We start from the raw sequence: 19570 nt of genomic DNA on the forward strand, positions 1-19570 counted from the left end.
ACAAGTCGGCGAATTGTCGGACACTGGACGACAGTGAACATTGCCCGCTACCTTCAAGCTCGCCCCATCCATTGAATGTCCACGTCGAGGTCAATCCATGCAACTTCAAACCGGCAACCTGTTCACCGCCGAAGGCCAGCATGGCGACGACGAGCGAATCGACCTCCTCGTCACGGGGCAGCGTCTAAACGTAGAGCGGATCGTTTCGATGGGTCACACGAGCCCCGACGGCTTCTGGTATGACGACTCACGCGCCGAATGGGTCGTACTGCTGTCGGGCGCAGCTGTGCTCGAATTCGAAGAAGGCCCGGCGCGCCATGAAATGCACCCCGGCGACTACGTGCTGATCGAGCCGCATTGCCGCCATCGCGTCGCGTGGACGCACGAAGAAACGCAAACCGTCTGGCTTGCGATTTATTACGAACGTTGAATCGGGAAATTTTGGGCGGCATGCAATCCGGCGCGCAGCATGCCACCGCGCGCCGAATGAGGCAAAGCTTCATCAACCCGGCGGTCTTTGAATACCGCCGGTATCGATGCCCAAATAGCAGGACGGCGCGCGAAGCTGCGCGCCGGTGTGCGTCGAGAATCCTATTCCTGGATCAGGAATCGATTGCGATTCTTCGCGTCCTTGATCCATGCAGGTGCGCGACCGCGGCCCGACCAGGTTGCGCCGGTCTTCGGGTCGCGATACTTTGCCTGCACGGGGGCGGCCGCTTGCTTGGCCGGACGACCACGACGCGCACCGAAAATGTCCTTTTCGGTAATGCCGTATTCCGCAACTTTGGTGCGGATGTCGTCGACGATCGCCTGGAATTCCGCGGCACGTGCAGCTTCGGCTTTCTCGGCCAAAGCATCCATTTGGGCTTTCAGTTCCTTGTAAGTCGCCATGATCGCTCTTCAGGTTGAGTACTCACATGATAGCGGTTTCAACGGGAAAATTTGTGGAAATTCTCACCGACTACGTGTTTTGTCATCGATTGGGTGAGCAGGACTGCTTCGAACACCTGAGAAGTGTGTCATGTTGACGAGCGCGTAGAGGATTACCCGGAAACTTTTATCGAAAGCGACGCGTCGTTTTGACCGTTCGAGGCGGCTTTTTTCTTGGAGACAAGCAGCAGAGACTTAATGAGTCTTTACATTTTTCTGAAGTATCGGGGAATTCACTAATGAACAGAGACGATAAGCTGATACAGATCGCGGCCGAATACGGATTCGATCCGGACGAGGAAATCAGGATTGGCGGAAAGTACACGCCCGTTGTGGTCGACGGGCGCACGGCCTACATTGCCGGCCAGATTCCGCGGATCGGCGACGTGGTGCATTTCGTGGGCGTGGTGGGGGAATCCGTTTCGCTCGACGAAGGGCGTCGGGCCGCCGGCGTATCGGCGCTGCGTGCGCTCTCGCTGATCAGAAAGCACTGCGGCACGCTCGACGCGATAGCGACGGTGCCGCGCATCACCGTGTATGTGCGAAGCGCGCCCGGCTTCACGATGCAAAGCGAAATTGCCGATGGCGCATCGGACATTTTGTATGCGGTGCTTGGCGACGCCGGTATTCATACGCGTACGTCGGTTGGCGTGCTGCAATTGCCCAAAGGTGCATCGGTTGAAGCGGATTTCATTTTCGGGCTGATGCACGGCGCTGTCGGTAGCTGACTTCCGCGGGCTGCATGTCGCGGATGCGTAGTTCCTCGAAGCACGCGGAAAGCCGATGCATTGGCATTGACGATGGCGCCTCGCGATGCCGAAAGAAAAAAACGGCTGCCGAAGGAATTCGAAACGAGCCCGATGAAGAGAAGCTCGCGAAGCTTCAAGCGCTGTTCGATGCCTGAGACATGAATGCGCGCGGCGGATTGGGCAAGTGGGCCGCGCTGGCGTTCGACTCGTGTCCAGACGATCTCGCGAGCTGGCTCACTGAGTGGAGCGCGTACGTTGTCGCGACCTGCGAATGCGGCACACGGCGCTGCACGTTCGCGCCCGTAGCGCTGTGCACCGCGCCCGGGCACGCAGTCGATCCGCGCTTCCTGCCTGCGCGGCGGCAGCGCGCCGGCTATACGCCTTTCAAATCGTCAGCCGATCGCGAATTTGTCACCGTCCGGCAACCGCATGCTTGTCGGACTATTCCCGATTCCCGCAATTTCAAGAAACCACCACCCCGCCAATATTAACCGGCATCCCCATTTTGGGAGATGCCATCACCCGACGATAAGCCTACGATTGACCGCAGGGCATCGGGACCGGATGTCATCAGAACAAATGGACAGGCCGGCCGCTCCGTGTCGAAATCAATCAATGCCCACACGGTTTACTGACACAGCTTCTGCGTACGATGACGTTCGACGTGTGCGGTGAGTCATTTGCATCGCAACACGATGGCGCGTTGATGACGGAAAGCCTGCAGTCGTATTTCGGGGAATTTCAATCAATATGCTGGCACGAGACTATGCAGAGCGAGAGCTCTCTCACATCCAGAGAATGGTCGCTCTCCTGGATAGCGAAACGTACGCCGACGACGTGTCGATGTCGGGCGCGGGGCGTGTACGGCATCCGAGCTACTGGCGCGGGCGCATCGAGGAGCTGCTGTCGGCGCCCGATGTGCCGCGCCACGTCAGAAAGTTGAGCGAAGCAGTGCTCGCGAAGATCGACGCGATGGAAATGCGGTTCGCGACGATGAAGTAAGCACATCGTCGGATCCGGGGCCAGCACGCGCGCTGTCGCGCCATCGCTTCGTCGACCGGATGGCCGGTCGCTGATCCGGGTTACGCGAGCGCCATCACGTCAAGCAGGGCCGCACGGAACGCGGCCATCTCCGCAGCGGTGCCGATGGACACGCGAAGATACGCCGGCGGGCCCGACTCGCGAATCAGGACGCCGTGGCGCAGGAGTCCGCTCCAGATCCGGTGCCGATCCGCAAACTCGCCGAACATCACGAAGTTGGCATCGGAATCGGCCACCGTGAGGCCCAGGCCACGCAGCCAGCCGACGGTCGAGTCGCGCTCGGCCTTGATCGCGTCCACCTGCGACAGCATCTCGTCACGCGCGACCAGCGCCGCGCAGGCTGCCGCCTGGGTGAAGGCCGACAAGTGATAGGGCAATCGAACCAGCGTCAGCGCTTCGACGATCGCAGGCGCACACGCGCAATACCCGACGCGGCCCCCCCGCGAACTTGAACGCCTTGCTCAACGTACGGGTAACGACGAGCCGCGGATGGTTCGGCAGCAGCGTCGCCGCGCTGGGGACGCCGTGACGCCGGAACTCCGCATAGGCTTCGTCGACGACGACCACGCCCGGCGCGACGTCCAGTATCGCGCGGATATCGTCGAGCGGCAGCGCGGTGCCGGTCGGGTTGTTCGGCGACGTCAGTAGCACCACGCTCGGCTGATGCTCGCGGATACTGTTGAGCGCCTGATCCAGATCCAGCGCGAAATCCTCGGTGCGCGGCAACCTATGCAGGCGCGTGAAGGTCGTGCGGCAGTATTCGTCATACATGGGATACGCGGGCGTAAAGACCAGCGCCGATCGCCCCGGGCCACCGAATGCCTGCAGGATCTGCTGGATCACTTCATTCGAGCCATTGGCCGCCCAGACGCGCGATGCGTCGACCGTCACGCCGGTGTCGTGCGTCAGATACTCGGCCAGATGCGATCGCAGTTCGACGAAGTCGCGGTCGGGATAGCGGTTCGCCGCGCGCGCCGCGTCGGCCACCGCGGTCGCGATGCGCTCGACGAGCGCTGGCGACGGCGGATAGGGATTCTCGTTGACGTTCAGGCACACCGGCACATCGAGCTGCGGCGCACCGTATGCGTGCTGCAACTTGAGATCCTCGCGAAGCGGCAAATCCGACAGGGCAACGGCTTTCCAGGGTGGTTGCATTGAAAACACTCCGTACGGTATCGATAGATTGGCGCAGCAGGTTTTTTAAGGCCGCAGAAAACAAAAAAGGCGCCGGAGGCGCCTTGGTTGTCGTCTTGATCGGGCATTTACCCGATGCAATTGCTAGATGCGAAACGAGCCACGGCGCAACAGAGGGCGTCCGTGGTGATGGTGCAGCGAGATCGTGGTGTTTCGAATCGTCATGCGCCGCATCATGGCATACCCTGATCCGGATGAAAAGCAGACGGCACCGCGCGCGCCCGATGCAATTGCGTGGTGAAAGGCGGAAAAACGGCCATTACGTCTGACGATAAACGGTAACAAACGTGGTATTTCGATCAAACGCGAACGAGTGATTCAAACGTTGGCGCCGATTGACTAAGATGCGCAGAAGAAAGACGTTCGACAAAAACGCACGGCGCGGGGTGGCCAGATGCCAATGAACGGATTGATTCCATCGGCATGGATCGATGACGTCTACGCTGCGGCACTGGGCGATCAGCGATGGGAAACGGTGCTGGACGGGCTGCGATCGTGGGTCGGCGTGCGCATGGTCACGCTGCTGTCGTTCGACGACGCGGCGAGGGTGCCGGCGATCGAGCAGGCGGCGGGCGACGACGCGTCATGGGTCGCCGCGTGTTACCACACCTACAACACCGAGTTCTATCGGTACGACCCGGTCGTGCCGGTCGCCGGCAACTGGCCGGCGGGGCGCTGGTTCGAGGACGTCAAGCACCTGCCTGCGCAGCAGCGCGCGCACAGCGCGTTCTATCAGGAATTCCTTCACCCTTACGGGCTCGGCAGCATCTCGGGCCTGTACATCCATCGCAGCGAGGGTTCCGGCGCATTCCTCAGCGTCCAGAGCGGCCCCGAATCGCTAGGCCTTTCCGACGATCAGCGCCGTGCGATCGAAGGCATGGGAACGCATATCAGCCGCGCGCTGCAGATCCAGGCGCGGATCGGCGAGCTCGAGGCGCGCGTGGCTGCCGCCGAATCGGCGCTCGATGCGATTCCGGTGCCGGTGTTCCTGCTCGGCGCACAGCGCGAACTGCGCTATACGAATCGCGCGGCCGATCAACTGATCGCGGCGGAGCCGGCGCTGCGGGTCGTGAACGGGCGCTTCGCACCGGAAGGCTGCATCGACGATGCGCAATGGCGGCACGCTCACGCGCGCGGCGGGCTGTTGTTGCGGCGCGCGACAGGCGAGCCGCTGCCGCTGGCGCTGATGCCGGTGCCCGAGCAATCGCGGCTGATGCGCGAGCGGCCGGGCGTCGCGACGCTGATGACGGCCGCCGACCTGCGTTCGCCGGCGGCCCGCGCGCAGCGGTTGCGCGTGTTCTACGGGCTGTCGTCGGCCGAGGCCGATCTCGCCGTGCTGCTGTGCTGCGACGGGCTGTCGCCGCAGGAATGCGCCGGGTTGCGCGGCGTGTCGATCGGCACGATCCGCTCGCAGATCAAGTCGATCTACGCGAAGACGGCCGTGGCGCGCGCGTCGCAACTGACGTCGCTGGTCATGCAGACGTGACGGCGCGAGGCAGGCGCTGGCGTCTGCCGCTGCCCGGATTCCCCGTCGCCACTCCCTGGTAGCGCCGCACGCAGCGGCGCATGGCCGGCGTGTGCTCATGGCATCGCGCCTATGTGTTGGTTTCGATGTCGGTCATCCTATGACTATGGCAAGCGAAGCGAAAGATTGCTTACCGGCACAGGTAGAAGCAGTCGCGCCACCGTCCGGCTTGAATGCGAACCCGTTTCCGGAAAACGTTTCGCGAAAATTCGTCTAAACAGAGAACACGATTCCCTGAAATTGGCTGAAAGCCCTTCATGTTAGGCATTCTACGGGTATGCACCAAGTGAGTTAAACGATTAACCGACGTACATTCGCGTCAACACGTCATACGACGTATGACTCTGCGATCAGCGACTACGACGCCGAAGCATGCGCATGCCGGCGGATCGCCGCGCCACAACGAGCACAACCATCAAGGAGACTGACGATGAAGCACCGATTCACCCGCTCCCGTATCGCCCTGGCCGTCGCGCTGATGGCCGGCTTCGCGATGTCCGCGCAGGCGCGCGTGTTCCGCTCGGCGGACGTGCACGGCGACAACTTCCCGACCAACATGGCCGTGAAGTTCATGGGCGACGAGTTGTCGAAGCAGACGGGCGGCAAGGATTCGATCAAGGTATTCGGCAACAGCGCGCTCGGCTCCGAGAAGGACACGGTCGACCAGGTGCGGATCGGCGCGATCGACATGGCGCGCGTGAACGGCGCATCGTTCAACGAGATCGTGCCGGAATCGCTGATTCCGTCGTTCCCGTTCCTGTTCCGTGACATCGATCATTTCCGCAAGGCGATGTACGGCCCGGCCGGCCAGAAGATCCTCGATGCGTTTACCGCGAAGGGGATGATCGCGCTGACGTTCTACGAGAGCGGCGCACGCTCGATCTACGCGAAGCGCCCGGTGCGCTCGCCGGCCGACATGAAAGGGCTGAAGGTGCGCGTGCAACCGTCCGACCTGATGGTCGACGAGATCAAGGCGATGGGCGGCACGCCGACGCCGATGCCGTTCGCCGAGGTGTACACGGGCCTGAAGACCGGCCTCGTCGACGCGGCGGAAAACAACATGCCGTCGTACGAGGAAACCAAGCACTACGAAGTGGCGCCCGACTACTCGGAGACGCAGCACGCGATGACGCCGGAAGTGCTGGTGTTCTCGAAGAAGATCTGGGACACGCTGTCGCCGCAGGAGCAGGCGGCGATCAGGAAGGCCGCGGCCGATTCGGTGCCGTATTACCAGAAGCTGTGGACCGCGCGCGAGGCGTCCGCGCAGCAGACGGTGGCGAAGGGTGGCGCGAAGATCCTGCCGGCCGCGCAGATCGATCGCGCGGCGTTCGTGAAGGCGATGCAGCCTCTGTGGATCAAATATGAAAAGACGCCGCAGATGAAGCAGATCGTCGACGAGATCGAGGCCACCAAGTGACACGTCACACTTCCCTGGACGGCGCGTCGGCTGCGGGTTCGCCAGGCGGCGCCCCGGAAGGCACGGCGACGGCGCGGCCGCATGCCGCGCCGCTGCTGCGCTGCGTGAACGACGTGCTGTTCCGCGTGCTGGCGGTGATCGCGTCGGCGTGCCTCGCGGTGCTGACGGTGCTGGTGTTCTACGCGGTCGTGATGCGCTACGTGTTCGAGAACGCGCCGGATTTCGTCGAGCCGATCGCGCTGCTGCTCGTGATCGTGATCGCGATGTTCGGTGCGGCGATGAAGGTGCGCGACGGCGGCCATATCGGCCTCGATTCGCTCGTGCGCCGGCTGCCGCCGAAGTCGCGCACGGTGGTGATCGCGATCCAGCACCTGAGCCTGATCGCGTTCGCGATCATGATCATGGTCGGCTGCGGCAGCATGGCCGCCGAAACGATGGGCGACCGCATTCCGATCATCGGGCTGCCCGAAGGCGTGCGCTACCTGATCGCGATGCCCGCGGCGATCGCGATCATCCTCTTCTCGCTCGAGCACCTGCTCGCGCTTCGTCGTTCTTCGCCGGGGCAATAACGCCATGGAACTCGCGATCCTGTCCGTCAGTTTTCTGATTTTCCTCGTGCTCGGCGTACCCGTGTCGTTCGCGCTCGGGATAGCCTGCGTGCTGACCTATATGGTCGAAGGCTTGCCGATCGCGACCGCGATGCAGGCCATGATCTCGGGGATGAACGCGTTCTCGTTCCTCGCGGTGCCGTTCTTCATCTTCTCCGGCGAACTGATGCTGCACGGCGGCATCGCGGACCGGATCCTGCGCTTCGCGCAGGCGACCGTCGGCCACTTCCGCGGCGGCCTCGGGATGGCGAACGTCGTCGCCTGTACGCTGTTCGGCGGCGTATCGGGCTCGCCGACCGCCGATACGTCGGCGATGGGCGGCGTGGTGATTCCGCTGATGAAGCGCGAAGGCTACAGCGCCGCGTACGCGGTCAACGTGACGACGCATGCGTCGCTCGCCGGCGCGCTGATGCCGACGTCGACCAACATGATCATCTATGCGTTCGCCGCGCAGGGCATCACCGGCATGCTGCACGGCCAGCCGGTGAGCGGCGTGTCGATCGGCGACCTGCTGTTCTCGGGGCTGCTGCCGGTGTTGTGGGTGATGGGCTTCGTGCTCGCCGCCGCGTACTGGCAGGCCGTGCGTCACGGCTATCCGCGCCGGGAAGACGGTTCGTCCGCGCTGCCCGCGTTTCCCGGCTGGTATGCGGTGCTGCGCAGCTTCGTCGGTGCGGTGCCCGGCCTGATGGTGATCGCGATCATCCTCGTGTGCGTCGCGAAGGGGATTGCGACCGCGACCGAAGCGGCCGCGATCGCCGTCGTGTACTCGCTCGTGCTGACCGCGGTCGTCTACCGGACGCTGACGGCCGCGAAGCTGCGCCGCGCGCTGTCGCATGCGGCGCGCACGACGGGCGTCGTGCTGCTGCTGATCGCGGTGTCCAACATGCTGCGCTTCCAGATGTCGTACCTGGAGATTCCGGATGCGATCGAAGGGCTGCTGAAGCAGTCGACCGCCGCGCCGTGGCTGATGCTGCTGTACATCAACATCATCCAGGTGTTCCTCGGCACGTTCGTCGACATGGCCGCGCACATCCTGATCACGACGCCGCTGTTCCTGCCGATCGCGATGGCGTGCGGCGTCGGGCCGGTGCAGTTCGGGATCATGCTGCTGCTGAACTGCTCGCTCGGCCTCGTGCACCCGCCGATCGGCTCGGTGCAGTTCGTCGGCTGCGCGATCGGCAACGTGTCGATCGGCGAGACCACGAAGATGGCGTGGCCGTACTATCTCGCGATCTTCAGTGCGATCAACATCGTCACGTACCTGCCGTTCTTCTCGACCTGGCTGCCGAGCATCATCAGCGGGCACGCGGTGTTCTGATTCTCCGATCGCGTGCTTTCATCGACGCGGCGCCGGACGACCGAGGTTGTCCGGCGCCGCGGTCGTTTCTGCGGTACCCATTACGTTGCAACGACGCTCGACCGTGCCATTGCCGAGGCGCCGCACGTCGCGCTAAGCGCGTTCGCCGAGTGCGGCGAGCTTGCGATCGCGGCCGCGTGCGTCGCCGGATTCCCCGCGCATCAGGCTCAGCGCCTCCGCGCGGCTCGCCACGCACGGCGCGGAGCCGGGCAGCGGCTGGCGTGCCGTCTCGCGCAGCGCGAGCACCGACACGATGCCGATGAACGATGCGCCCATCAGGTAGTACGCGGGCATCATCAGGTCGCCGGTGCGATCGACCAGCCACGCGGTGACGAGCGGGGTCGTGCCGCCGAACAGCGACACCGACACGTTGAAACCGATCGCGAGCGCGCCGTAGCGGATCCGCGTGGGGAACAGCGCCGGCAGCGCCGACGGCATCACGCCAGTGAACGTCGACAGCAGCACGCCGTAGATCAGCATCCCGCCGAACACGGGCAGCATGCCGCCGGTGCGGATCAGCATCAGCGCCGGCACTGCCAGCACGAGCAGGCCCACGCAGCCGGCCATCATCACCGGCTTGCGGCCGACCTTGTCCGACAGGTGGCCGGCATAGAGCGTCATCGGCATCATCAGCACCATCACGAGCAGCACCATGAACAGGCCGTGCGACTCGCGGAAATGCAGCGTCGCCGACAGGTAGCTCGGCAGGTACGACAGCGCCATGTAGTCGGTCACGTTGAAGATCAGCACGAGGCCGACGCATTGCAGCAGCGGCTTCCATTGCTCGACGAGCAGCGTCGCGAAGCGTTGCTTCGGCCGCCCGCGTTCGTCCGCTTCGCGTGCTTCGGCTTCCTTCTTGAACGCGGGTGTTTCCTCGAGTTTCAGCCGGATATAGAGACCCACCAGGCCGAGCGGGCCGGCGATGAAGAACGGCACGCGCCAGCCCCATGACAGCAGCGCTTCCTGCGACAGCGACGCGGTGAGCAGTGCGACGGTGGCCGCGCCGAGCGTATAGCCGATCAGCGTGCCGAATTCGAGGAAGCTGCCCATGAAGCCGCGGCGCTTGTCGGTCGAGAATTCGGCGATGAAGGTGGCCGCGCCGCCGTATTCGCCGCCGGTCGAGAAGCCCTGCACGAGACGCGCGACGAGCAGCAGCACGGGGGCCATGATGCCGATCGACGCGTAGCTGGGGATCAGGCCGATCGCAAAGGTGCCGACGGCCATCATGATCATCGTGGCGGCGAGCACGCGCTGGCGGCCGATGCGGTCGCCGAGCGGGCCGAACACCATGCCGCCGAGCGGGCGCACGAGGAACGCGGCCGCGAACGTGCCGAAGGTCGCGAGCAGCTGCGCGGACGGGCTGCTGGACGGGAAGAACACCTTGCCGAGCGTGACGGCGATGTAGCTGTAGACGCCGAAGTCGAACCATTCCATCGCGTTGCCGAACGCCATTGCGCCGACCGCGCGCTTGAGGACGGCGGGGTCGACGATCGTGATGTCTTCCAGCTTGACGGTCTTGCGCGAAGACCGGGCTCTCGCGGGGTGCGCTTGCGACGGGCTCAATGAACTCTCCTGGAATTGCCTTGGCAGCCGGCCGGGCGGGTGTGCAGTGGAGTCGTGCGGGCCGATGGACAGCGAAGGCGGATGTCTCGGGGCGCCTCGATGTCGGTGAAGTGACGCGCGCTGCGGGCGACACCGGGCAGGTTTGTTGTGGGAACCAGTTTAGAGAAACGGGCGCGCCCGACTATCGGTCATGCGCCCGGAACCCGGTCGTAAACGACACCGGTTGAGGGCGCGTCGGTCGGGCTGAAGCGGCCGCAGGCGAGCGGGCAATGAAATACTGTGCCGCACCGGCTTCCGCTTGCGTCCGTCAGGCAGGACAGGGCGGGGCAGGGCGCCAGGCACGCACAGATGCCGTGGCGTACCGATCCGTGGCCCGCGTTCACGGGTGGGTGTTGCGCTCCTGCTGATCCTGTTCCTGCGATTCGAACAGCGCCTTGAAATTGCCTTCGCCGAACCCGTCCGCGCCGCGCCGCTCGATGATCTCGAAGAACACGGGGCCGATCTGGCGCCGCGTGAAGCGCTGGAGCAGGATGTGCTCCGGTCCGTTCCCGTCGGCGAGAATGCCGCGCGCGGCCAGCTGTTCCACGTCGAGGCCATGTCCGGGCAGTCGCGCGTCGATGCCGGCGTAGTAGTGAGGCGAAGGCGGGGCCATGAACGCGATGCCGGCCGCGGCGAGGCGGTCGAGCGTCGCGTCGATATCGGCGCTCAGCAGCGCGATATGCTGGATGCCTTCTCCGCCGTAGTCGCGAATGAACTCGTCATTCTGGTTCAACACGCCGGGCCGGTCGTGCGCGGCGGCCGCGACCGGAATCGACACGCGTCCGCACGGGCTGACCATCGAGCGCGCACGCATACCGGACGCACGCCCCTTCACTTCAAGATATTGCCGTTCGTCGAAGCCGAAGGTGTCGCGGTAAAAATCGGCCCAGCGGTCGAGATGCTGCGGGTGAACGATGTTCGACGTGTGATCGATGGCAACGATGCGCGCGTCGCTTGCCGGTGCGCGATGCGGTTCGACCGGCACGCTGAATACGTCGCGAATATCGGTATCGACGAAATACACGAGGCTGTCGCCGATCCCCAGGATGGTCGGCGTATCGACGACGAATGCACCTTCGGTTTCAGGCATCGCGAGGCGCGCGCCACCTGCCAGTGCCTGCGCCTGCGCACGGTGCGCGTCGTCGACGCGAATGGCGATCGCCCGGACCGACGCGCCATGTCGATCCCGGAACGCGTTCGGATGGCCGTTCACGACGAAAGTGGCTGCGCCCTGCGTCATCAGGATCATGTCGTGTTGCGACCGTCCGGCGACACGAAAGCCGAAGCGTTCGAACAGGTCGACCAGCTCGGTGGGCGCCGATGAAACGAATTCGACGAACGCGAATCCGTCGGTTTTGACTGGGTGATTCATATCGAACTCCTGATTATATCGAGTGCGAAAGCAGCCTCACGCGTTGCGGGTCGCCGCGACGATCTTGACCTCGACGATGAATTCAGGGCGTGCAAGCGCGGCGACGCCGAGGATCGTCCAGGCGGGAAAGTCGGCGCGCATGTATTGCGCCTTCACCGTGCGAAAGTCGGCAAGGTGCGCGCCGATATCGACGTGATAGGACACCAGTTCGACGACATCCGAGAAATCCAGGCCGAGATGCGCGAGGATCGCTTCGACGCGCCGGAACGCCGCGTCGATCTGCTCGACGGGCGAGGCCGGGATCGAACCGTCGGCGCACAGGCCGACCTGCCCGGCGATGAACACGAGGCCGTTGGCGGTGACTGCCGGCGAATACTGAAACAGGTCGAAGATGCGATTGCCGCCGAACGCCGGATCGTCTTCGGGGAGGCGCAGCCGTTCGATGCCGTTCATGACTTCTCCTTCACGAGGTAGGGCGTCCTCCAGCGGACACCCGATGCGCGGACTTTACCGGCGCCCAGAAGGGAAGTCTGTATAGGCGTTTACAAATCAGCCGAGCAGCCGGGACGCATCCGTCACCCAGATGCGCCGCTGCCGGATCTCGATCGCACCGAGGTCGACGAGCCGTTTCAACGCGCGAGTGACGGTCACGCGCGTAGCGCCGGTCATCGCCGCGATCTGCTCGTGCGTGAGCGGGATCGTGATCAGCGTGCGGCCGTCGTGTGGTTCGCCATAGAGATCCGACAGCCTGCCGAGCAGTTCGCCGATGCGCATGTCCGGTTTGGGGAGGGCCAGGTACTGGATGCGCGAGGCCAGGATGCGCTGCTTGAGCGCGATCACGCGCAGCAGCGCCATCGCGAGCTCGGGTGACGACGGTATCGCGTCCTCGATCGCGCGGATGTCGAATTCGAGCAGCTCGGAATCCTCGACCGTGATCGCCGTGGCGATCCGCGGGTGGCCGTCGACTGCCGGGCTCTCGCCGAACATCGACCAGCGCCCCATGACTTCGAGAATGAATTCGGCACCATCGCGCTGGAAGATCGAAACCTGTACGCGGCCCGACAGCAGGAAGTAGAACGTGGTGCCCGGCTCACCCTGCCGGTAGATCGTGGCGCCCTTGTCATACTTTTTGCGGCGACCGAGGTGGGCCGCGCCGATCCAGGTGGCGGCCGTGGCGTCGTCCATGCGCCATGTTTCGGTCGTGAGCGGGTGATGTGATTTCATGCAGGTGTCCGGGTGGTGCAGGCGATGGCGTCTGCGCCGCTCATCGTACGCCCGGGCGAGTCGCCGGAGAAGCAGGCACGGTGCGAATCGCGGCTCGACCTTTGCAAGCCTGGCGCCGTTGCCCGACGCGACGCAGCGCACCGGAGTGTCCAATGGCCGATATCCCGTTTGCCGCGACGAGGAAACGTCATCGGTCGGCAGCATGCTTCGACTGCCCGGGCAGCGCTTCGCCCAGCTTCTCCAGCAGGAAATCGGCAAACACCGTGACCGCGGGCGCCAGGGGCGGGCGGCTCGTATAGACGAGTTGCAGCCCGAGGTCGCTGCTCGACCGTCGATAGGCAGGCAGCACGCGCACCAGTTTGCCTTGCTCGATGGCCGGTTCGGCGAGCAACTGCGGCAGCAGCGCGACCCCGAGCCCGGCGATGCAGGCCTGTACCACCACGCGCATGTCGTTGACCGAGAAGCGGCTGTCGATCGAGATTTCCTGGGTGCCGCGCGGCCCCTGCAGGCGCCACATGCTGCGGCCCTGGCGACCGGACACCGTCAGGCAGTCGTGGTCGGCCAGTTCGCGCGGCGTGCGCGGCGCGCCGCGCCGTTCCAGGTAGGCGGGGCTGGCCGCGAGGATCATCGTGCCCGGTGCAATCCGGCGCACGCGGAAGCTGCCGCCGGTCTCGATCCCCATGCGCAGGGCCAGGTCGATGCGCTCGCCGATCAGGTCGGACGGCGTGTCGTCGAGCAGGAAGTCGATGCTGATCTGCGGGTAGCGCGCATAGAACTCGGCCAGCCATTCCAGCCGGAAAATTTCGAACAGGCCGGCCATCGCCGTCACGCGCACGGTGCCGGACGGTTCCTGTCCGTCCGCATGCAGCCGCCCGATCTCGAAGATCCGGTCGAGCGCCGGCGCATAGCGCTCGAACAGCGCTTGCCCTTCCGTGCTCGGCGCGAGCTTGCGGGTCGAGCGATGCAGCAGGCGCGTGCCGAGTTGCCCTTCGAGCTGGTCGATGCGCCGGCTAAGCGTATTGGCCGGCATGCGCAGGCGGCGCGCGGCCTCCGAGAAGCTGCCGGCGCGCACGACCTGGACGAACAGCGCGAGGTCATTCAGATCGAGCATCGGATTCCTCCAAAAATGGATTAATCAAATCCTATTTATCCGTCTAGTGTAAAGCAGCGTCCATCTCCATACTGCTCTCACGCTACAGACGAACCTTTACGTTCCAGGGAGAAAGCATTGAAGAAGCATTTGATGATCGCAGCGGGCGCGCTGGCAGCGGTGCTGTCGTGTTCGGCCTTCGCCGAAAGCGCCACCTACCAGTTCGACCCGAATCACACGTACCCGAGCTTCGAAGCCGACCACATGGGCGGCCTGTCGGTGTGGCGCGGCAAGTTCGACAAGTCGAGCGGCACCGTGACGCTCGACCGCGCGGCGAAGACGGGCACGGTCGACGTGACGACCGACATCGCGTCGATCCACACCGGCAGCGCGAAGCTCGACGAGCACCTGCAGACGGCCGAGTTTTTCGACGTCGCGAAGTTTCCGCAGGCGAACTACAAGGGCACGATCAAGTTCGACGGCGACAAGCCGGTGTCGGTGGTCGGCAACCTGACGCTGCATGGCGTCACGAAGCCGGTGACGCTGAAGATCGATGCGTTCAAGTGCATGCCGCACCCGATGCTCAAGCGTGAAGTGTGCGGCGTCGACGCGGTCGGCGAATTCGACCGCAGCGATTTCGGTCTCGACTACGGCAAGCAGTACGGCTTCAGGATGAAGACGAAGCTGCTGATCACGGCCGAGGCGCTCAAACAGTAATCCCGTTCGGAGAACACCCACATGAAACTGCTCCATATCGATTCCAGCATCCTCGGCCAAGGCTCCGTCAGCCGCGAACTGTCGGCGGAGGCCGTCGCGACCTTCCGCGCCCGCGATCCGGGCCTCACGGTGACGCGTCTCGACCTCGCCGCCACGCCGATCGGTCATCTGACGGCAGAACACCTGGCCGCCGCGCAAGGCGCCCCGATCGGCGATGCATTGAAGGCGGACGTCGAGATCGGCCAGCGCGCGCTCGACGACTTTCTCGCGGCGGACATCGTGGTGATCGGCGCGCCGATGTACAACTTCGGCATTGCGTCGCAACTGAAGGCGTGGATCGACCGTATCTCGGTCGCCGGCACGACGTTTCGTTACGGCGAGAACGGGCCGGTCGGGTTGTGCGGCGGCAAGAAGCTGGTCGTCGCGTCGTCGCGCGGCGGCGTGTACAGCGAAGGTTCGCCTGCCGCCGCGTTCGATCATCAGGAAACCTATCTGAAAGCGGCGTTCGGTTTCCTGGGCATCACGGACATCACGTTCATCCGTGCGGAAGGCGTCGCGATGGGGCAGGACCTGCGCAACGGCGCGATCGCATCGGCGAAGGAAGCGGCGGCTGCGCTCGCGGCCTGACGTCACCTAACCGAGACCGACCACCGGAGAACCCCCATGTCACATGCCACGCAGCCCGCCGATGTCGCCGTCGCCGGCCGTCACGTCATCTTCCGCACCCGCGGCCGTGCGCACGGCCCCATCGTGCGGATGGTGAGCCCGTCCGACGTCGGCGAGATGATCAAGCCGTTCGTTTTTCTCGATCTCGTCGATACGCAAGCGTCGCTCGGGTCGGGCTTCGGCTGGCATCCGCACTCGGGGATCGCCACGCTCACGCTCGTGATCGACGGCCAGGGCACCTTTGCCGAATCCACCGGCCACGAAGGCGCGATCGTGGCCGGCGACATCGAATGGATGAGCGCCGGGCGCGGGGTCTGGCATACCGGCACCGTCGTGCCGCCGGTCAAGGTGTTCCAGCTGTGGGTCGCGTTGCCGCCGGAGCGCGAGCTGGCGCCGGCATTCAGCCAGCATCTGTCGATCGCCGACATCCCGTCGGACGGCCCGGCGCGCGTGCTGCTCGGCCGCAGCGGCGATGCGGTCAGCCCGATCGATGCGCCGCCGGGCATCCACTACGTCGTCGTGCAGCTCCAGGCCGGCGAGCGCTGGACCTGCCGGCCGCAGCCGGGCTACAGCGTCGGCTGGACCGCCGTGATGGACGGCAGCCTGCGCGTACCGGATCCGGTCGCCCAGGGCGAGCTGGTGGTCTTCGACGCGTCCGACGCCGCGATCGAATTCGAGGCGGTGACCGATGTGCGCTTCGTGGTCGGCACGGCCGTCCCGCATCCGCACGATCTGCATCTGGGCAACTATTCGGTGCACACGAGCGCCGCCGCGCTGGTGGAGGGCGAGCGCGAGATCGTGCGCATCGGCCGCGAACTGCGCGCTAAGGGCGCGTTGCGTTGATTCGTCGGTAAGGTATCCGATCGATATGAAACGGATGGACCGACGTAGTCAGGCCGGCCCGGCTGCGTCCATCTCGGCGTCGAACGACGTATCGGCGATGCGCGCGCGTTGCAGCGCGCCGGCCCGTTTCCCGATCGCGGTCAGATCCAGTGCATCGAGGCGCTCGCGCACGTCCTGCACGAAGGCCGCGTAGTCCGGCTCGTCCGCATACTGGCCGAGCCAATCCTCGATATCGGTGAGCTGCCCGTTGTCGGCCAGCCGGATCAGTTCGGCGAGCGCGTCGTCGGGCGGGCCCTGCATCGGGGGCGCGGCACGGTTCGATTCGGCATCGCGGTCCGGATGAAACCGCCGGACCAGCTCCGGCGCCGGTACGAGCGCGTGCCCGACGGCCGGCGCGACGATCGCGAACGAGAACGCCGTGCCGGCGCCCGGCTGGCTGGCGACGGCCAGCTCGCCCCCCATCGCGCCGACGATGCGCTGCGCGATGAACAGGCCGAGCCCGGTGCCGCCGTTCACGGCCTGCACCTGCTGGTACGCGCGGAAGATGTCGCGGGTTCCGCTGATGTCGATCCCGATACCCGTATCGGCCACCTCGAACAACAGGCGCCATGTGTCGCCTTCGCGAGACGCATGAATCGACAGCGTGACCGTGCCGTCGCGCGTGAATTTCGACGCATTCGACAACAGATTGAGCAGCACCTGCTGCAGCCGCATGCCGTCGATCGACACCGTGCGCGGCAGCGGCGTGGCCGGCCGGTAGACGAACCGGTTGTCCTGCTGCGCGCACAGCGCGAGCGCATAGTGACCGATGTCGTCGAGCAGGCCGGGCAGGTCGGTCGCGTCCGGCGCCACGCCGAGCGGCTGCAGCTCGGCCTTCGTGAACGCGAGCAGTTCGTCGATCAGTGCGAGCTGGTAGCGGATGCTGCGATCGATCGACCGGATCAGTTGCGCCTGGCCGCGCGTCGCGCTTTGCAGCAGCAGCTTTGCGTAGCCGTTGATCGTGGACAGCGGCGCGCGCAGGTCGTGGCTGACGTAACCGAGTGTCTCGATCTTCTGCTGCATGTGGGTCGTCACCTGTTGCAGCGCGTCGTTGAGCGCGACCGTGCGTCGTGCGACTTCGTCGCGCAGGCGGTCCTGTTCGGTGATCTGCCAGTGTTCGAGCCGCGTCCTCGCCTCGGTGCGCTGGCGGCCCACGTGGTGGATCCACGCGGCCAGCACCAGCAGGTGCGTGGCGAGACCGATGATCGCGATGACGGGGTTCGGGTAGATGTCGGATTTCAGCCAGGACAGCGCCGGCGGCAGCGTGTTCATGCCGTCGAGCACGCGGATCAGCATGTTGAAGGTGGCGAACCCGATGGCGATCAGCATCACGCGGCCGGTCGGCGTCCGGCGGATCGCGAGCATCAGCGCGAGGCTGATGTTGACGATCCCGAGTACCGCATTCAGCCGCAGGCAGAACCACGTGAACGTCAGCAGGTCGCCGCTGGCGGCGCCGACCATGCCGACACATTCGAGCGCGAGGAAGGCCATGTAGATCGCGCGCATCGGTAGCCTGGCCTGCTCGCGCCGGGCGACCATCAGGATGAAGACGATGAAGCAGGCGACCGCCAGGTACGCGAAAATCACTTCGCCGCGCGCCGACCATTCATGCAGCGCGGGCGGCAACGCCATCGCCGGATAGCCGCGGTATGCCGCTTCGAACAGCGTCGTGCTCAGCGCCAACGCGGCCAGCACATGGAACATGCCGCTGCGCGAAAAGAACCCGATCAGCAGCGCGCACCACACGAGCGCGAGCAGCCCGCCGAAGAAGCCGAAATCCCACATCGTCGCGCGACGTTCCAGCGCATCCCATGCCGTATGCGTGAACGCGGCCGGCGCGAGCCGCATTTCCTTGCGTGACGTGACGCGGATCAGCACGGGAATGCTTTCGCCGGCGCGCAGCGTGATGTCGAGTACCGGGTAGCGCGACGACGGCGGGGTGGCATCACCGCCGGTGCCGGCGGCCGGGAAACGGCTGTCGAGTGTCCACTGGCCGTGCTGGCCGATATAGAAGTCCGCCTGGTCGACACGCGCGTCGCGAATCGCCAGCACCAGCGCGCGCGCGGCGCTGTCGCGGTTGGTCAGCGTTGCGCGGATCCACCATGCCGATCGCGAGAACTCGACGTTGAACGACGACGTGCTGGCCAACGGCGTGTCATGGCCCGGATTGGCGAGCCGGGCGGCGACCTGATCGGCGGACATCGTCGTGCTCGCGTCCTCGAATACCGACACGGCATCCAGTTGCGCGGGGTTCGGCGCCGACGCGGCGCGCGCGGTCGCGCAGGTGACGGCCATCGCGATCAGAAGCAGCAGCACTGCGCGACATCCGGCTGCCCATGCCGCGTGGCGCCTACGCATCGTGACGGTGCTCCGCGGGCGTGGCGGGCGCATTGGCCGCGTGGTGCTGGCGCCGCCAGTCGGACGGCGTGATGCCGAAGCGTTCGCGAAAGGCCGTCGCGAAATTGCCGGGCGTGGAAAAGCCGATTTCTTCGGCGATGTCGCCGATCCCCATCGACGTCTCCGCGAGGAAATGCATCGCCGCGCGCAGGCGCGTGTCGCGCAGATATTCGAACACGGTCTGGCCGAGATGGTCGCGGAACACGCGGGACAGGCGCTTTTCGTGCGTCCCGACCTGTCTGGCGAGATCCTCGAGCGCCGGCGGATGGCGCAGGTCGCGCAGCAGGACCTCGGTCGCCGCGCGCACGAGGGCCGCATCCGGGTGGTCGGGCAACGCGGGCAGATGCGCGAACGGCTGGCTGCGCCGTGCCCGCTTCAGGTGATTGCGGATCCGGGCCAGCACCTCCGTCGGCTCGAACGGCTTGACGATGTAGTCGATTGCGCCCGTTTCGAGCCCCGCGAGGCGATCCTCGAGATCGCCCGCGGCAGTCAGGATGATGATCGGGATCGATTGCGTCGAAGGCGTCGACGCCAGCAGCCGGCACGCGGCGAAGCCGTCCATGCGCGGCATGCGGACATCCATCAGGATCAGGTCGGGCGCGATCGCCTGGGCACGGTGATAGGCCTGCAGGCCGTCGAACGCAACGCTGATCCGGCACCGCGCGGTACGCAGGATCTCGGTCAGGAGCCGCAGGTCGTTCGGGCGATCGTCGACGACAAGAATATGTGCGTCAGCGAGATCCGGCGTGGCACGAGGCAACACCGAACTGGGCGAGCGGGATGACATGGTTGCGGACGC

Annotated in this window: 20 protein-coding genes; 10 read left to right on the plus strand and 10 right to left on the minus strand. The window is 65.2% G+C overall.

From position 1 onward, the window contains the following. Nucleotides 1-97 precede the first annotated feature (97 nt). Nucleotides 98-430 carry a cupin domain-containing protein gene (locus ACN8ZM_RS33135; RefSeq protein WP_089452673.1) on the plus strand — a complete coding sequence of 111 codons (333 nt, stop codon included), beginning with the start codon at nt 98-100 and terminating at the stop codon, nt 428-430. Between the two features lie 161 nt (nt 431-591). On the opposite strand, the gene ACN8ZM_RS33140 is transcribed toward ACN8ZM_RS33135, so the two are convergent. Further along, the gene (locus ACN8ZM_RS33140) at nt 592-891 is read right to left on the minus strand and encodes an H-NS family nucleoid-associated regulatory protein (protein WP_043184296.1); all 300 of its coding nucleotides are present in this window, start codon (nt 889-891) and stop codon (nt 592-594) included. A 278-nt stretch (nt 892-1169) separates the two neighbouring features. Between ACN8ZM_RS33140 and ACN8ZM_RS33145 the strand changes: the two genes are divergently transcribed. Further along, complete coding sequence (locus ACN8ZM_RS33145) at nt 1170-1658, plus strand: RidA family protein (RefSeq protein WP_420213105.1); 489 nt, start codon at nt 1170-1172, stop codon at nt 1656-1658. 771 nt (nt 1659-2429) lie between these two features. After that, nucleotides 2430-2681, plus strand: coding sequence for a hypothetical protein (locus ACN8ZM_RS33150; RefSeq protein WP_043184298.1), 252 nt, complete (start codon nt 2430-2432; stop codon nt 2679-2681). 80 nt (nt 2682-2761) lie between these two features. Here the strand turns inward: ACN8ZM_RS33150 and ACN8ZM_RS33155 are convergent, their stop codons facing one another. Together ACN8ZM_RS33155 and ACN8ZM_RS33160 are read right to left on the minus strand one after the other, a co-directional pair. Then, nucleotides 2762-3097, minus strand: a complete 336-nt coding sequence (locus tag ACN8ZM_RS33155; protein WP_420213106.1) for an aminotransferase class I/II-fold pyridoxal phosphate-dependent enzyme — start codon at nt 3095-3097, stop codon at nt 2762-2764. Beyond that, a complete protein-coding gene (locus tag ACN8ZM_RS33160) occupies nt 3036-3782 on the minus strand; it encodes an aminotransferase class I/II-fold pyridoxal phosphate-dependent enzyme (protein WP_420213107.1) in 747 nt (248 codons plus the stop codon). Before ACN8ZM_RS33160 ends, ACN8ZM_RS33155 begins: the two co-directional genes overlap by 62 nt. Before the next feature lie 532 nt (nt 3783-4314). Between ACN8ZM_RS33160 and ACN8ZM_RS33165 the strand changes: the two genes are divergently transcribed. From ACN8ZM_RS33165 to ACN8ZM_RS33180, 4 genes are all read left to right on the plus strand, one after another. After that, nucleotides 4315-5400: a helix-turn-helix transcriptional regulator gene (locus ACN8ZM_RS33165; protein WP_420213108.1), complete on the plus strand. Its 1086-nt coding sequence runs from the start codon at nt 4315-4317 to the stop codon at nt 5398-5400. A 469-nt stretch (nt 5401-5869) separates the two neighbouring features. Beyond that, nucleotides 5870-6856: a TRAP transporter substrate-binding protein gene (locus tag ACN8ZM_RS33170; protein WP_420213109.1), complete on the plus strand. Its 987-nt coding sequence runs from the start codon at nt 5870-5872 to the stop codon at nt 6854-6856. Continuing rightward, the gene (locus ACN8ZM_RS33175; protein WP_205821437.1) at nt 6853-7425 is read left to right on the plus strand and encodes a TRAP transporter small permease subunit; all 573 of its coding nucleotides are present in this window, start codon (nt 6853-6855) and stop codon (nt 7423-7425) included. Before ACN8ZM_RS33170 ends, ACN8ZM_RS33175 begins: the two co-directional genes overlap by 4 nt. A 4-nt stretch (nt 7426-7429) precedes the next feature. After that, a complete protein-coding gene (locus ACN8ZM_RS33180; RefSeq protein ID WP_043184307.1) occupies nt 7430-8782 on the plus strand; it encodes a TRAP transporter large permease in 1353 nt (450 codons plus the stop codon). A gap of 132 nt (nt 8783-8914) precedes the next feature. Here the strand turns inward: ACN8ZM_RS33180 and proP are convergent, their stop codons facing one another. From proP to ACN8ZM_RS33205, 5 genes are all read right to left on the minus strand, one after another. After that, nucleotides 8915-10384 (minus strand): glycine betaine/L-proline transporter ProP, encoded by a 1470-nt coding sequence (gene proP, locus ACN8ZM_RS33185; protein ID WP_420213110.1) that lies wholly within the window; start codon nt 10382-10384, stop codon nt 8915-8917. Between the two features lie 379 nt (nt 10385-10763). Then, a complete protein-coding gene (locus ACN8ZM_RS33190) occupies nt 10764-11795 on the minus strand; it encodes a 4-hydroxyphenylpyruvate dioxygenase family protein (RefSeq protein WP_420213111.1) in 1032 nt (343 codons plus the stop codon). 36 nt (nt 11796-11831) lie between these two features. Next, nucleotides 11832-12248, minus strand: coding sequence for a RidA family protein (locus ACN8ZM_RS33195; RefSeq protein WP_420213112.1), 417 nt, complete (start codon nt 12246-12248; stop codon nt 11832-11834). 96 nt (nt 12249-12344) lie between these two features. Continuing rightward, complete coding sequence (locus ACN8ZM_RS33200; protein ID WP_420213113.1) at nt 12345-13223, minus strand: Crp/Fnr family transcriptional regulator; 879 nt, start codon at nt 13221-13223, stop codon at nt 12345-12347. Then, on the minus strand, nt 13207-14130 hold the full coding sequence (locus ACN8ZM_RS33205) for a LysR family transcriptional regulator (protein ID WP_043184315.1): 924 nt from the start codon (nt 14128-14130) through the stop codon (nt 13207-13209). Before ACN8ZM_RS33205 ends, ACN8ZM_RS33200 begins: the two co-directional genes overlap by 17 nt. A 117-nt stretch (nt 14131-14247) precedes the next feature. Between ACN8ZM_RS33205 and ACN8ZM_RS33210 the strand changes: the two genes are divergently transcribed. From ACN8ZM_RS33210 to ACN8ZM_RS33220, 3 genes are read left to right on the plus strand one after another with little or no spacing between them, the layout of a single operon-like run. Beyond that, the gene (locus tag ACN8ZM_RS33210; protein WP_205821448.1) at nt 14248-14826 is read left to right on the plus strand and encodes a YceI family protein; all 579 of its coding nucleotides are present in this window, start codon (nt 14248-14250) and stop codon (nt 14824-14826) included. 21 nt (nt 14827-14847) lie between these two features. Beyond that, entirely contained in the window at nt 14848-15453 is a 606-nt protein-coding gene (locus ACN8ZM_RS33215; RefSeq protein WP_420213114.1) for an FMN-dependent NADH-azoreductase, read from the plus strand. 36 nt (nt 15454-15489) lie between these two features. After that, nucleotides 15490-16335, plus strand: coding sequence for a pirin family protein (locus ACN8ZM_RS33220; protein ID WP_089452686.1), 846 nt, complete (start codon nt 15490-15492; stop codon nt 16333-16335). 48 nt (nt 16336-16383) lie between these two features. Here ACN8ZM_RS33220 and ACN8ZM_RS33225 read toward each other — a convergent pair whose 3' ends face one another. Then, nucleotides 16384-18732 (minus strand): sensor histidine kinase, encoded by a 2349-nt coding sequence (locus ACN8ZM_RS33225; RefSeq protein ID WP_420213115.1) that lies wholly within the window; start codon nt 18730-18732, stop codon nt 16384-16386. Further along, nucleotides 18725-19558, minus strand: a complete 834-nt coding sequence (locus ACN8ZM_RS33230; protein WP_420213116.1) for a response regulator — start codon at nt 19556-19558, stop codon at nt 18725-18727. The genes ACN8ZM_RS33225 and ACN8ZM_RS33230 overlap by 8 nt, the downstream gene beginning before the upstream one ends. Nucleotides 19559-19570: the final 12 nt, after the last annotated feature.

This window comes from Burkholderia aenigmatica, assembly GCF_048627025.1.
Taxonomy (GTDB): Bacteria; Pseudomonadota; Gammaproteobacteria; order Burkholderiales; family Burkholderiaceae; genus Burkholderia; species Burkholderia aenigmatica.